The sequence below is a fragment of the Pseudoalteromonas sp. BZB3 genome, from assembly GCF_040104455.1.
GTDB lineage: Bacteria > Pseudomonadota > Gammaproteobacteria > Enterobacterales > Alteromonadaceae > Pseudoalteromonas.
Window position 1 is genome coordinate 379572 of sequence record NZ_JBECOS010000001.1, and the last position, 13975, is coordinate 393546.

Genomic DNA, 13975 nt, shown 5'->3' on the forward strand with positions numbered 1-13975 from the left:
CATTTTTATTTGTGCCATCATTACTATTCTGCTTTCAGTAAGATAAAATAACTGGTTGTTGTAAAATGAATAAAAATGAGCGATGGCGTGCTAAAACTTTTTAAATTTATTCTTCCCCCTTTGTTTGTCGGACTTGGGATCGCATTTTTAGTGATTTGGTTTTCACCCAATCTAAAGAGCGCTATTTTGCCAAAGCTCGCCATGCCAAGCCATTACACCAGCAATCATATGAGCTTTGCCGACTCAGTCGCTAAGGCCTCACCTGCCGTCGTGACGATTTTTTCTGAAAGTATTTCATCTGTGCCTCGTTACCAAAGACGTAACACCACACAAGAGCTCGGCTCTGGTGTGATTATGTCGAGCGATGGCTATATTCTAACAAACTACCATGTTGTTAATGACGCTGACCAAATCATGGTCATCTTGACTGACGGTAGACGCTTCTATGATGTACAAGTTATCGGTTTTGATACCATCACCGATCTCGCTTTGCTAAAAATCCCAGGCCAGCACCTACCCGTTATCCCAACCGATGATGAGTTTATTCCCCGTGTTGGTGATGTGGTCTTGGCGATTGGTAACCCACTTAATTTAGGTCAAACCATTACCCAAGGGGTAATAAGTGCCACTGGTAAGCAAACACTCACTGATAGTCAATATAACAATTTGCTGCAAATGGACGCCGCTGTGAATGTAGGCAATTCTGGTGGGGCTTTAGTTAACTCAAACGGTATTCTCGTTGGCATTACCTCTGCACAATTTAGAACTCGCTTAAACATCGACATACAAGGGATCTCTTTCGCTGTACCTTACCAGCTAGCCAAACAAGTCATGCAACGGCTCATTGCGGATGGTCGAGTCGTTCGCGGGTATTTAGGTTTTAGAGGCACAGCCGTTGATAGCTCAGGAAATGAAGTAACCGACTTATACACTCCGATTGTTGGCTTGTTGATCAGCGAACTGGACCCATTAGGCCCTGCTTGGCAAGCCGGTATGCAAGATAGAGATATTATTGTTAAAGTTGCGGGCCAATCGATTTCTAATCCGCAAAAAACATTACAGTTTATTGGCAATACCAAGCCTGGGACTGAACTTGAGTTTGAGGTACTTAGAAATGGTGAGCATCGGACTATTGCGCTGACTGTCGCTGAACTGGAAATTAACACGAACTAATTCAATTCGTTCACTCAGCCAGCGCAAGCAATAACATATAAAAAAGCGACCTCTCTAACTAAGTCGCTCGTAAAATGAAAATAGATAAGTCGTGTAATACCAATCCTCATAGTTAAGTGATCTATTTTGAGGATTGGTATAATTTAGTTGTGACGGCGTTTAATATTCGCACCTAACTTACTTAGCTTATCTTCGATACGCTGATACCCTCTATCAACATGATAGATGCGATCAACCACAGTTTCGCCTTGCGCCACAATACCCGTCAAAATTAAGCTCGCAGACGCACGTAAATCAGTCGCCATGACTTGTGCGCCCGATAGTTTTTCAGTATCGCCACAAATAGCTGTATTGCCTTCTAAACGAATATTGGCACCCATACGCTGTAATTCAGGCACATGCATAAAACGATTCTCAAAAATCGTTTCTGTGATTGTTGCACTGCCATTTGCTACCACATTCATAGCCGTAAACTGCGCCTGCATATCCGTTGGAAAGCCAGGGTGAGGCATGGTTTTAATGTTCACAGCTTTTAACTCGCGCTGACGCATATCGATGTAGATGCTGTCTTGTTGCACTTCAACTAAGGCATTAGCATCTCGCAGCTTTTCTAGCACAGGCTCTAAGCTATGGTAATCGGTGTTCTTACATAACACCTCACCTTTCGCCATTGCTGCAGCCACCAAGAAAGTACCTGTTTCAATACGGTCTGGTAAGATTTTATGCTCGCATCCAGATAGCTGCTCGACCCCTTCTATTTCAATACGGTGAGTGCCTGCACCTGTAATCTTTGCACCCATTGCTACTAGACATTCAGCAAGATTCACAATTTCTGGTTCACGCGCAGCATTTTCTAAAACTGTTTTACCATCAGCAAGCGTTGCCGCCATCAGTAAGTTTTCGGTCGCGCCCACACTCACGGTTTCCATGTAGATGTCAGCGCCCTGCAACCGACCCGAAGACGTCGCATTGATATAGCCATTTTCTACATTAATAGTTGCGCCCATCTTTTCAAGGCCGCGAATGTGTAAATCGACTGGGCGAGCACCAATGGCACAACCACCCGGCAAAGAAACTTGGGCTTGACCAAAACGGGCTAATAAAGGCCCTAATGCCAATACAGATGCACGCATCTGCTTTACAAGCTCATATGGCGCTAACACTTTATCAACGGTACTTCCGTCGACTTCAAGATTATCACCATGCCATTTAACTTCTGCGCCAAGCGTCTTCAGAAGCGCTTCAGTTGTGCCTATGTCACGAAGTTGGGGTACATTCGAGAAAATACTCTTGCCATTACCAAGTAAGGCTGCAAAAAGAATAGGAAGGGCGGCATTTTTAGCGCCCGAGATTGTGACTTCACCAGCTAGGGTGGTGCCACCTTGGATAACAAACTGATCCATTGTGGCTCCGTTATTGAGGAAGGATGAATTTACGTTCTCTTTGCCACTCTGTTGGCGTGAAGGCTTTAATGCTTAAAGCGTGAATGGTGCCGTCTTTGATCACATCCATCAAAGGCCCGTAAACTAGCTGTTGCTTCTTAACTCGACTCGCCCCGTCAAAACATTCACCAACTGCAATCACCTCATAGTGACTACCATTGGCTTTAACTATGACTTCTTCTAGTGACAATGCTTCTTGTAATACCGCTTCGACTTGGTTTGTTTCCATTAGATTCACTCAAATAAGTTAGATACCTGGCCTAACTCCATCAATTTATGCAGTTGCTCAGGTATATTTTTCAGCTCAAGGCGCTTACCTTGGCGTTGCAAAAGACCTAAAGAGTGAATTAACCAAGCTAAGCCCGCCGTGTCAACCCTAGAAACCTCAGAAAGGTCAAAATATAGGACTGACTGCGTACTTTGTAGCTGTTGGTTAAGAAGGCGTTCATCTATTAAGCTATTTCGGGTTAATTCTCCCTTAATCGCTACCACACCTTCATGTTGTGGTGAAAACTGCAAATTAGTTGCCATCATCACCTCTGAATTGAACTGGTAAACGGCTCTTTTTATCTAGAAGGTCGATGACATGTTCGATACCTTGTTGACGCAGCACACCATGCAATTCAGTTTGTTTCGCATCAAGTAATGAAATACCCTCTGCCATCATGTCATATGCACGCCACTCATTGTCTTTCCCTTTGCGTACCTTGAAGTCAATCTTGATATCAGGTTTACCTGGCTCAACAATGCGGGTTTTTACAACTGCAACATCATCGTCATCAAAACTGCGGGCTTCTCCAAACTCCACCTTTTGGTTTTTATACTGAGTAAATACGCCAGCATAAGTTGCCACTAAGTAGCGCTGAAATACATCAATGAATGTTTTAATATGCTCAACAGCCTGCTTTTTCTCAGCTGGATCTGTCATGGTACGTACTTTTTGAATATAGCTACCAAGCACACGATAAGCCGCATACTTGTAATCTACATATGGCATCAGTTCTTGTTCAACAATAACACGTAAGTGCTCTTTGTCAGCCGAGATGATGCCTTGATCTGTGGCTACACGTTTAAATGTATTGTCAGCAACCTGCTCAACCATTTTATACGGATCGGTTAAATCCACCTGTGATGCGGCGAGCACCTGAGCAGACATCACTAAACCTGCAGCAACCATTAAAAACTTCTTAAACATGATTATTCCCCACCTTGGTTAAACAGGAATTGACCAATTAGCTCTTCAAGCACCAATGCCGATTTAGTATCAGTTAACATGTCACCATTTTTAAGCGCGACACTTTCAACACCGAATAGGTCATCTAATTCAGAGCCTGCATTACTTGTCACTTCATTTCCTAAACAGCTTTGCTTCGCTGATTCAGCAGCAATAACTGGAGAAAGGCCAAGGTACTGCTCACCTAAAATACCTGATGTTAAAATAGAGACCGAGGTTGTATCAGAAAACTGACACTCGTAGCTTGCATCAATACTCATATTCACAACTGGTAAAAACTCTTGTGGGTGAATATAAATACTTTCAACGCGACCGATCACGACACCGCCCACTTTAATCGGCGCACGCGTTTTTAGAGAACCAATATTTTCAAATTTAGCGCTCAGCGTGTATGTATCACCATTACCACTGATCCCTGAGTTTGCAACTTTAAGCGCTAAAATAGCAAACGCTGCCACGCCAAGTGCGACAAATAAGCCAACTAAAATTTCTATTTTCCGTGTATTCATAATTTCTCAAAACCCTTAACTTGAAAACATCACCGCTGTTAATAAAAAGTCGAAACCTAAAACGGCCAGCGACGAATGAACAACTGTTTCTGTGGTCGCTTTACTGATCCCTTCTGATGTAGGAACACAGTCGTATCCTTTGTAAAGCGCAATCCATGTCACGATCAGTGCAAAAACGAAGCTCTTGATCATGCCATTTAAAATATCTTGCTGGAACGACACCTGAGACTGCATGATTGACCAGAAGCTGCCTGAATCGACACCTAACCAATCAACACCTACTAAGTGCGCACCAATAATTGCAACGGCGGAAAATATCAGTGCCAAAAGTGGCATACTGATAAAACCAGCCCAAAAACGCGGCGCTACAACCCTTTTAAGTGGGTCAATTGCCATCATTTCCAGACTTGATAACTGCTCGGTTGCTTTCATCAAACCAATTTCGGCGGTTAATGCACTGCCCGCTCGACCGGCAAATAATAGTGCAGTTACAACCGGACCCAACTCTCGCAGTAGACTCAGTGCAACCAAAGGACCTAAGCTGTCTTCAGCGCCGTACCCCACCAAAACAGTATAACCTTGTAAAGCCAGTACCATACCGATGAATAAGCCCGACACCATGATGATCAATAATGATTGATGACCTACCATGTAAAGCTGCTTAATTAACAGCGGCGTGCCTTTTTTAAAATTAGGCACGCTAAGTAAGGCGCCCAATAACATACGTGTTGCACGCCCCAATGAGGCAAAACGACCCAGTGTTTTATGGCCTAGTGCTTGTAAAAAATCCATTATTGCTGGGCTCCTAGTAACAATTCATCTTCGTAAGGGGCAGCTTTAAAGTGGAAAGGCACTGGACCGTCTGATAACCCTTTCAAGAATTGCTGCACCAGTGGTGAACTATGTTGCAACATCTGCTCTGGCGTACCCGTGCCAATCACGCCTTGTTCAGCAATAATCACCACATGATCGGCAATACTCAGCACTTCTGTTACATCGTGCGTTACGATTAAAGAAGACAAACCTAACACTTGATTAAGCGACTTGATCAGGCGTACTAACACGCCCATTGAAATTGGATCTTGTCCAGCAAACGGTTCATCGTACATGATGAGCTCAGGATCTAAGGCTATTGAGCGTGCTAGTGCTGCACGTCTTGCCATACCACCAGATAGTTCTGACGGCATTAAATCTCTGGCACCACGAAGACCGACAGCTTGAAGCTTCATAAGTACAACAAGGCGAATTAGCTCTTCACTTAATTGCGTATGTTCTCTAAGAGGAAAAGCGATATTGTCGAATACTGACATATCTGTAAAAAGCGCACCGCTTTGAAAGAGCATGCTCATTTTCGTACGGGCTTCGTAAAGTTCAGCACGGGTCATACCCGGTACACTTTGCCCTTCAAATGTAATATCGCCACTATCCGGCTTTAATTGACCACCAATAAGGCGCAACATAGTGGTTTTACCAATACCACTCGGGCCCATAATTGCGGTTATCTTCCCCTTTGGTACCGAGAAACTCATGTTCTTATAGATGGTCCTATCACCTCTGGAGAAAGTTACATCCTTGATTTCGATAATTGATTGCGACAAGTCGCGCTCCACATTCTGGTTCACCAATTTGTATATCATACTTTTTTTTGGTTTTAGTGTGAAAAGAGAATTCGTAAAATTTTGTAAGCGATAGATACAGCTCTGCTTTAGTAATAGCTCACTTCATGAATAAAGCTTTTTACCTAGCGTTTTGTTTATACTTTTTTTTATGCTTTTGATACTATTTGCCGCAATTTTGTTTTCGTTGTTGGCATATTCTTTTTATGATTTTATCTTTCATCATTTTGATACTTGGTTTTGCCGCGTTAGTTTGGAGTGCGGACCGCTTTGTCTTTGGCGCGGCAGCATTGGCAAGAAATTTCGGTGTACCGACATTAATCGTAGGTTTAACTATAGTAGCAATGGGCTCATCGGCCCCGGAAATGATGGTTGCAGCGCAGGCTGCTTTTGCAGATAAAACAGATACCGCAGTAGGTAATGCGGTGGGCTCGAACATCGCCAATATATTACTGGTATTAGGTATTACCGCACTATTGCGCCCACTTTCAGTTGGCTCTGGTATCTTAAAACGCGAAATGCCATTACTTGTAATTGTGTCTTTAGGTGCTTGGTTCATCGTCAGTGACAATCACTTTACTCGCACTGAAGGCCTTGTTTTATTTGCTGGCTTTATCACTTTTCTCGCAACCTTACTCATTTTAACCAAACGCTCAGGCAACCAAGACGATGACCCTTTAGTTGCTGAAGCATGTGATGAAGTACCTAATGATGTACCAACCAACAAAGCTATTTTATGGTTAGTCGTGGGTATGATCATGCTTCCTATTAGCTCAGGTTACCTTATTGAAGCAGCCATTGATATTGCCAAATATTTTGGTATGAGCGACTTATTAATTGGCCTGACAATCATTGCGGTTGGTACCAGTCTTCCAGAGCTCGCAGCCTGTATCGCTGGCGTACTTAAAAACGAAGACGACCTAGCAATGGGTAACATCATTGGCTCAAATATTTTTAATATTCTCGCTGTTCTTTCTATTGCGGGGATCTTAAACCCAGCAGACATAGATGCAAACATCGCACAACGCGACATTTACATTATGCTAGGCGCGACGTTCATTTTAATCGCGATGAGCCTAAGCCTCAAAGGCACTCGCCGCATCAACCGCGTTGAAGGGGGCCTGCTTCTTGCCGCGTTCATCGGGTACATGTATTACATTATTTAGTTGTTGGAGTGCACATGACTGCTGAACAATTTACTAAAACGGCTTTAAATGTCATCGATATTGAAAAACAAGCCATTGATGAAATTGCACAATATATTGATGAAAGCTTTGTTGAAGCATGCCAAGCTGTTTTTGACTGCCAGGGCAGAACCATAGTCATTGGTATGGGTAAATCTGGACACATAGGCAACAAAATAGCTGCGACACTCGCCAGTACAGGCACCCCCGCTTTTTTTGTTCACCCAGGTGAAGCAAGCCATGGTGACCTGGGTATGATCACCAAAGACGATGTGGTTTTATTGATCTCAAACTCAGGAGAGACCAGCGAAGTCGTTAATATTATTCCTGTTATAAAGCGCATTGGTGCAAAAACCATTGCCATGACTGGCAACCCTAATTCTTCAATGGCTAACCTTTCAGATATTCATTTATGTATCGCGGTCTCAAAAGAAGCCTGCCCATTAGGATTGGCGCCAACAGCGAGCACGACGGCAACACTGGTAATGGGAGATGCACTTGCCGTTGCCCTACTAGAAGCACGTGGCTTTACTGCCGATGATTTTGCACTTTCGCATCCTGGTGGTTCTCTCGGTAGACGTTTATTACTGACCTTAGATGACATCATGCATCAAGGTGAGCAAATGCCAATCATCGAAACAGGCAAGCTAATCAAAGATGCGTTATTCGAAATATCGAGCAAAGGCTTAGGTATGACGGCAATCGTCGATGAAAAGGGAATCTTAGCCGGTATTTTTACCGACGGAGACTTACGCCGTATTATTGAGCAAAAACTCGATTTGCACAGCGCAAAAATTGATGATGCAATGACAGTCAAATGTACAACCGCAAAAGCTGATATGCTTGCGGCTGAGGCGTTAAACATCATGGAAAACAAACGCATTAATGGGTTAATCGTGGTTGATGAAACTAATCGCCCAATTGGCGCTCTGAACATGCAAGACTTATTAAAAGCAGGAGTCATTTAAATGCAATTTGCCGACTTATATCAGCCTATTAGTCAGGATGTAGTAACCAGAGCAAAGCAAATTAAGTTACTTATTTGTGATATTGACGGCGTATTCTCTGACGGCCGTATTTACCTTGGCAATAACGGCGAAGAATTAAAGGCATTTAACACCAAAGATGGCTTCGGTATAAAAGCACTGATCAACTCAGGCGTTGAAGTTGCCGTCATCACCGGTCGCCATTCACAGATTGTTCAGCAACGTATGACTAGCTTAAAAGTAAAACATATTTACCAAGGGCAAGAAGACAAGTTGCAAGCTTACGAAGAGCTGAAAGCCAACCTAAACCTGACAGATATCGAAATTGCTTATATTGGTGACGACGGTCCTGATTTGCCAGTCATGGAGCAAGTGGGTTTTGCAGTGGCCGTAAATGATGCACACCCAATCATTCGCAATCTTTCACACTACACGACTTTACTGCCTGGTGGATTTGGCGCAGTGAGAGAACTAACTGACTTACTCATGTTGTGCCAGGGTCATACACTCGGCACATCAGGAACAAGCGCATGACGGTCAACCGCGTCATATTATTAATTATTTTTGCACTGACCATGTATTGGATATGGTCACCGTATTTTGATCAACCTAAAAAGCAAAGTTCGACCGAAGAAGAGAGCATCGCCACGCCAGATTATGTTGCTACAAATTTAAAGCAAACTAAATATTCTGAAGCCGGTATGCGAAATTATCTAGTCGAAGCGAATAAAATGGAGCTTTATCAGCAGCTCGGATTTAGCCATTTTACCTCGCCTACATTCACCCTGTTTAATGGCCCACAAAATTGGCAACTTTCGGCCAATGAAGCCACTTTATATGAAAATAATATGCTGATTTTAGAGGGAGATGTTAAAGCCCTAAATCTGACTGAAGGTGCTATGATAAGCCAAATCAGCGCAGACCATATTCAAGTAGATATAACTCAGCGCGCCATGCGCTCAGATCTACCCGTAGAAATTGTGGGTCCTCATTTAAATATAAAAGGACAAGGCCTCAATGCCGACCTCAATACTGAAATTATTGAGCTCATTAACCATACGCGAACCATTTATTATGACCAATAAACTACTTCTTTCACTGCTACTACTCGGCTTTTCAAACTTTGCTTTGGCTGAAACAGCACCTATGTCACAAGTATCAATTAAAGCAGGTAAGCAGCAAGCACAATTAAAGACAAACATTGGTATCTTTGAAGAAAATGTTGAAATCATTCATGGCAACCGTGAAATTTATGCAGACAGATTGGAAGTACATCAGCGTGAAGAACTCGGTGAAAACAAGCAGCTTTTAGTCGCAACAGGCAAACCAGCTCGTTTTATCGAAAAGCAACCGGATGGCACAGTATTAAGCGCCAGCGCAGAAGAAGTTAGGTATGACGTTGCCAATAGACTACTTACCATCAAAGGCAAAGCTGAAATAAGCCTGGGAGGTCAAAGTACAAAAGCTGAAGCGATTATTTATGACATCGAGAAGCAACTGATCAGTGCTGAGCGAAACGAACAAAATCAGCAACGTGTTCACACGGTATTGATACCAGAGAAAAAAGCATCAAAGTCTAACCCTGAACAAGGTCAATGAGCATGAGTGTGTTAACTGCCACAGCCCTAGCAAAAAGCTACAAAGGCCGCCAAGTCGTAAAAAATGTCAGCCTAAGTGTGGAAGCCGGAAGCATTGTTGGTCTTCTCGGTCCTAATGGCGCAGGTAAAACCACCAGTTTTTACATGATCGTTGGTCTTGTGCCTAGCGATAAAGGCAAAGTCACAATAGATGATGAAGATATCACTTTGCTACCTATGCACAGTAGAGCACGCATGGGCATTGGTTATCTGCCTCAAGAGTCCTCAATCTTCAGAAAGTTGACTGTTTATCAAAACTTAATGGCTATTTTAGAGACCCGTAAAGACCTCAATAAAGTACAAAGAGAGCAAACTTTAGACGACTTACTGGATGAGTTTAATATTCAACATATTCGGGACAGTCAGGGCATGGCTTTATCAGGTGGTGAGCGTCGCCGAGTTGAAATTGCTCGCGCTTTAGCCGCAAACCCTAAATTTATTCTTTTAGACGAGCCTTTTGCTGGCGTTGATCCGATTTCGGTGTTAGATATAAAGAAAATTGTTGAGCATTTAAAAAACCGCGGCATTGGTGTCCTCATTACAGATCACAATGTAAGAGAAACCCTTGATGTTTGTGAGAAAGCTTATATTGTTTCACATGGTGAATTAATCGCGTCAGGTACGCCTGAGTCAGTTTTAGCTGATCAAACCGTAAGAGACGTCTACCTAGGTGAACAATTCCGTCTATAGTTAAAGCAAGACATAATCCAAATAACAAAAAGGATTGTTAGAAATACATGAGGCAATCGCTACAGCTGCGCATGGGGCAGCAACTAACCATGACACCACAATTGCAACAAGCAATTCGCTTGCTGCAATTGAGCACACTTGATCTACAGCAAGAGATCCAAGAAGCGCTGGATAGCAACCCTTTACTCGAAGTAGATGAGTCGGAATTAGAGCCAAGTACTGATGGCAATGATTCAGACAAAGCGACCAAAGACACTGACTCTAGCGAGCAACTCTCTAATTCTACTGATGATGGTCACGGTGATGAACCGACCAGCGATTACGAACTCGATAGCGATGCAGCACTGAGTAAAGACACTGTCAGTGACGATCTCGCGATGGATGTGACATGGGACGAGTACATGAGTGCAGCACCGAGCACCAGTAGCGGCCCTATGCCTGAAGACGAAACGGTTTATCAGGGTGAGACCACTGAAACATTACACGAATATTTAATGTGGCAATTAGAACTCACGCCATTCAGCCCAACCGATAAAGCCATTGCCGTTGCCATTGTTGAAGCCGTTGATGACGCAGGCTTACTTACCGTCAGTACCGAAGAACTCTTAGAAAGCATCAATGAAGGTAATGACGAAGAATTAATTGAACTCGATGAAGTTGAGGCTGTATTAAAGCGTATTCAACTCTTTGACCCTATCGGTATTGCGGCTCGATCATTACAAGAATGCTTATGTATTCAACTTAACCAGTTTGAGGCTGATACGCCATTCATTAGCGAAACAAAAATGGTGTTAAGCGAGCATATTGATCTACTTGCTAGCCGTGATTACCGCACTATCATGAAAAAGACCAAGCTCAAAGAGCCTGAGTTAAAAGAAGTGATGACACTCATTCACAGCCTTAATCCTAAACCTGCCGCCAGCATTATTCGTGAAGAATCTGAGTATGTTATTCCTGATGTGTCGGTGAAAAAAGTAAAAGGTCGCTGGGTTGTTGAGCTAAACCCTGAATGTATGCCTAAAATTAGGGTTAATGATCATTATGCGGCAATGTCACGCTCAGTAAAATCAAGCACTGACAGCCAATTCATTCGCTCTCACCTACAAGAAGCAAAATGGTTTATTAAGAGCTTAGAAAGCCGTAATGACACTTTAATGAAAGTTACCAATTGCATTGTGCAACAACAACAGGCATTCTTTGAACATGGACCTGAGGCAATGAAGCCTATGGTTTTGAATGATGTTGCTGAGATGGTCGAGATGCACGAGTCTACCATTTCTCGTGTCACCACTCAGAAGTACATGCATACACCCCGTGGCATTTTTGAGTTGAAGTACTTCTTCTCAAGTCACGTAAGCACTGAAAACGGAGGTGAATGCTCATCGACTGCGATTAGAGCATTGATCAAAAAGCTAATTGCTGCAGAAAATACAGCTAAGCCATTGAGCGACAGCAAAATTGCAGATATATTGGCAGAACAGGGAATCAAAGTGGCACGTCGTACAATTGCAAAATACCGCGAGTCACTCTCTATTCCACCGTCAAATCAGCGTAAGAGCTTGATTTAAGACGTAAACCAAGAGAAGGAAAATGCTTATGCAACTAAATTTAACTGGTCGTCACGTAGAAATTACAGATTCATTAAGAGACTATGTAAACACGAAGTTTGCAAAGCTAGAAAGGCATTTTGATCACATTAATAACGTTCACGTGATCTTAGATGTTGAGAAGCTGGTACAAAAAGCCGAAGCTACCGTTCATTTAAATGGCGGTGAAATTTTCGCTTCAGATGAACACTCTGATATGTACGCAGCCATTGATAAACTCGTTGATAAACTCGATCGCCAAGTTATCAAACACAAAGAGAAATTAACTCGACACTAACCATGAAACTTAGCTCGATTATCAACAAGGACTGCAGTAAAGCTGCGGTCCTTTTTAATAGCAAAAAACGTGCGCTAGAGTACATCAGTGAATTAGCGAGCCAACACCTTCCAGAGCATAACGCCCACGAAATATTAGATGCATTCCTAACGCGGGAAAAACTAGGTAGCACAGGCATAGGCAAAGGTATTGCTATTCCTCATGGCCGCCTTACAGGCATTGATACTATTTTTGCCATTTTAGTGACTAATCAAAACGGTATTGATTTTGACGCAATAGATAACCGACCTGTCGATATTCTCTTGGCAATGCTTGTACCTGAAGGTAATAATGCAGAACATCTAAAGACCTTAGCTGAAATTGCTGATAAACTAAACAACAAAGAGTTTTGCAAGCAACTTCGTCATGCAAAAGACGATGAGGCACTCTATCAACTTATTGCACTTCAAGATTAATTAACAGAGAGGAATCCATGGAACTGATCATCATTAGTGGTCGCTCAGGGTCGGGCAAATCCGTTGCCTTAAGGGTATTGGAAGACCTAGGTTATTATTGTGTTGATAACATTCCAGTTAATCTCCTTCCCTCTTTGGTTAGAAGTGTTTCTGATAACTATGACAAAATAGCCGTCAGTATCGATGTTCGTAACCTGCCAAAAGAGCAACAAGAATTTAATGATATTCTTGAATACTTACCAGGCTTTGCAAATCCCACGCTGTTCTATTTAGATAGTGATGACCAAGCACTGATCAAACGCTTTTCAGAAACACGCCGATTGCATCCGCTTTCTTTAAATAACCTGCCGCTTGATTTAGCAATTAAAGAAGAAAAGAAATTACTCGATGTGTTAATCACACGAGCAGATGTGCTGCTCGATACGACAGATTTAAGTGTACACCAGCTAGCAGAAACCATTCGAGAGCAGATCCTTGGCAAAAAAGATAAGCAACTTATCATTACTTTCTTATCTTTTGGTTTTAAACATGGGATCCCTAAACAAGCCGATTATGTATTTGATGCGCGCTTTTTACCAAACCCGCATTGGGAGCCTGAACTAAAACCACTGACAGGTTTAGATCAACCAGTTAAAGATTATCTAGCAAGCCACAGCATAGTGCAAAAGTTCACGTGGCAGATCCAAACCTTTGTCCAGACTTGGTTACCTCATCTAGAGCGCAATAATCGCAGCTATTTAACCATTGCAATTGGTTGTACTGGCGGACAACACCGCTCTGTTTACCTAGCACAAACCATTGGTGAAAGCTTTGCTAAAACTCATAACAATGTGCAAATACGTCACCGCGAACAAGACGTAGACTAAAGCATGGTTAAGGCAGAAGATACTTTTCTAATCCAAAACAAGTGTGGTCTGCATGCACGCGCAGCCACAGTACTTGCACAATTAGCCCAACAGTTTGATGCGCAGATCACACTTTACCAAGATGACAAAGAAGCTCCTGGTGATAGTGTACTCGCTTTGCTCATGCTTGAAAGCAGTCATGGGAAGCAGCTTCGAGTTTGCTGTGAAGGTCCAGATGCCCAGCCTGCACTCACCGCCATTGGCGAGTTAATTGCACAAAAATTTCATGAAGATGAGTAACCAAGCACTTGGTAACTCTG

General features: G+C 42.8%; 19 protein-coding genes. 12 read left to right on the forward strand and 7 right to left on the reverse strand.

The features are described from left to right. The first annotated feature begins 87 nt into the window (after positions 1-87). Positions 88-1173 (forward strand): trypsin-like peptidase domain-containing protein, encoded by a 1086-nt coding sequence (locus ABMY35_RS01615; RefSeq protein ID WP_349284749.1) that lies wholly within the window; start codon positions 88-90, stop codon positions 1171-1173. 143 nt (positions 1174-1316) lie between these two features. Here ABMY35_RS01615 and murA read toward each other — a convergent pair whose 3' ends face one another. Genes murA through ABMY35_RS01650 form a run of 7 tightly spaced genes read right to left on the reverse strand, consistent with a single transcriptional unit; the run spans position 1317 to position 5956 of the window. Beyond that, complete coding sequence (gene murA / locus ABMY35_RS01620; protein WP_349284750.1) at positions 1317-2576, reverse strand: UDP-N-acetylglucosamine 1-carboxyvinyltransferase; 1260 nt, start codon at positions 2574-2576, stop codon at positions 1317-1319. Between the two features lie 10 nt (positions 2577-2586). After that, positions 2587-2844 (reverse strand): BolA family iron metabolism protein IbaG, encoded by a 258-nt coding sequence (gene ibaG / locus ABMY35_RS01625; RefSeq protein ID WP_058028609.1) that lies wholly within the window; start codon positions 2842-2844, stop codon positions 2587-2589. Positions 2845-2849: 5 nt separating this feature from the next. Next, the gene (locus ABMY35_RS01630) at positions 2850-3149 is read right to left on the reverse strand and encodes an STAS domain-containing protein (RefSeq protein WP_349284751.1); all 300 of its coding nucleotides are present in this window, start codon (positions 3147-3149) and stop codon (positions 2850-2852) included. Next, positions 3136-3810, reverse strand: a complete 675-nt coding sequence (locus ABMY35_RS01635; protein ID WP_349284752.1) for an ABC transporter substrate-binding protein — start codon at positions 3808-3810, stop codon at positions 3136-3138. The genes ABMY35_RS01630 and ABMY35_RS01635 overlap by 14 nt, the downstream gene beginning before the upstream one ends. A 2-nt stretch (positions 3811-3812) precedes the next feature. Next, positions 3813-4358 (reverse strand): outer membrane lipid asymmetry maintenance protein MlaD, encoded by a 546-nt coding sequence (mlaD, locus tag ABMY35_RS01640; protein ID WP_138481544.1) that lies wholly within the window; start codon positions 4356-4358, stop codon positions 3813-3815. Between the two features lie 15 nt (positions 4359-4373). Further along, positions 4374-5153 carry a lipid asymmetry maintenance ABC transporter permease subunit MlaE gene (gene mlaE / locus ABMY35_RS01645; RefSeq protein WP_349284822.1) on the reverse strand — a complete coding sequence of 260 codons (780 nt, stop codon included), beginning with the start codon at positions 5151-5153 and terminating at the stop codon, positions 4374-4376. Beyond that, entirely contained in the window at positions 5150-5956 is an 807-nt protein-coding gene (locus tag ABMY35_RS01650) for an ATP-binding cassette domain-containing protein (RefSeq protein ID WP_083496624.1), read from the reverse strand. Before ABMY35_RS01650 ends, mlaE begins: the two co-directional genes overlap by 4 nt. A gap of 224 nt (positions 5957-6180) precedes the next feature. Here ABMY35_RS01650 and ABMY35_RS01655 point away from each other — a divergent pair, with 224 nt between their 5' ends. The 11 genes from ABMY35_RS01655 to ABMY35_RS01705 are packed head-to-tail and all read left to right on the forward strand — an operon-like array spanning position 6181 to position 13955. Continuing rightward, positions 6181-7140, forward strand: a complete 960-nt coding sequence (locus ABMY35_RS01655; protein ID WP_349284753.1) for a calcium/sodium antiporter — start codon at positions 6181-6183, stop codon at positions 7138-7140. Between the two features lie 14 nt (positions 7141-7154). Continuing rightward, positions 7155-8126, forward strand: coding sequence for a KpsF/GutQ family sugar-phosphate isomerase (locus tag ABMY35_RS01660; RefSeq protein ID WP_349284754.1), 972 nt, complete (start codon positions 7155-7157; stop codon positions 8124-8126). Then, positions 8127-8678, forward strand: coding sequence for a 3-deoxy-manno-octulosonate-8-phosphatase KdsC (gene kdsC / locus ABMY35_RS01665; protein ID WP_349284755.1), 552 nt, complete (start codon positions 8127-8129; stop codon positions 8676-8678). Beyond that, complete coding sequence (gene lptC / locus ABMY35_RS01670) at positions 8675-9229, forward strand: LPS export ABC transporter periplasmic protein LptC (RefSeq protein WP_349284756.1); 555 nt, start codon at positions 8675-8677, stop codon at positions 9227-9229. Before kdsC ends, lptC begins: the two co-directional genes overlap by 4 nt. Continuing rightward, positions 9219-9743 carry a lipopolysaccharide transport periplasmic protein LptA gene (lptA, locus tag ABMY35_RS01675; protein WP_349284757.1) on the forward strand — a complete coding sequence of 175 codons (525 nt, stop codon included), beginning with the start codon at positions 9219-9221 and terminating at the stop codon, positions 9741-9743. The genes lptC and lptA overlap by 11 nt, the downstream gene beginning before the upstream one ends. Positions 9744-9745: 2 nt before the next feature. After that, on the forward strand, positions 9746-10471 hold the full coding sequence (gene lptB / locus ABMY35_RS01680) for an LPS export ABC transporter ATP-binding protein (RefSeq protein WP_138481556.1): 726 nt from the start codon (positions 9746-9748) through the stop codon (positions 10469-10471). A gap of 47 nt (positions 10472-10518) precedes the next feature. Beyond that, positions 10519-12039: an RNA polymerase factor sigma-54 gene (locus tag ABMY35_RS01685; protein ID WP_349284758.1), complete on the forward strand. Its 1521-nt coding sequence runs from the start codon at positions 10519-10521 to the stop codon at positions 12037-12039. A 28-nt stretch (positions 12040-12067) separates the two neighbouring features. Next, the gene (hpf, locus tag ABMY35_RS01690; RefSeq protein WP_130255587.1) at positions 12068-12355 is read left to right on the forward strand and encodes a ribosome hibernation promoting factor; all 288 of its coding nucleotides are present in this window, start codon (positions 12068-12070) and stop codon (positions 12353-12355) included. A 2-nt stretch (positions 12356-12357) separates the two neighbouring features. Continuing rightward, positions 12358-12810 (forward strand): PTS IIA-like nitrogen regulatory protein PtsN, encoded by a 453-nt coding sequence (ptsN, locus tag ABMY35_RS01695; protein WP_349284759.1) that lies wholly within the window; start codon positions 12358-12360, stop codon positions 12808-12810. Between the two features lie 17 nt (positions 12811-12827). Continuing rightward, a complete protein-coding gene (gene rapZ, locus ABMY35_RS01700) occupies positions 12828-13676 on the forward strand; it encodes an RNase adapter RapZ (RefSeq protein WP_138481564.1) in 849 nt (282 codons plus the stop codon). Positions 13677-13679: 3 nt separating this feature from the next. Beyond that, positions 13680-13955, forward strand: coding sequence for an HPr family phosphocarrier protein (locus tag ABMY35_RS01705; RefSeq protein ID WP_138481566.1), 276 nt, complete (start codon positions 13680-13682; stop codon positions 13953-13955). The last annotated feature ends 20 nt before the right edge of the window (positions 13956-13975 follow it).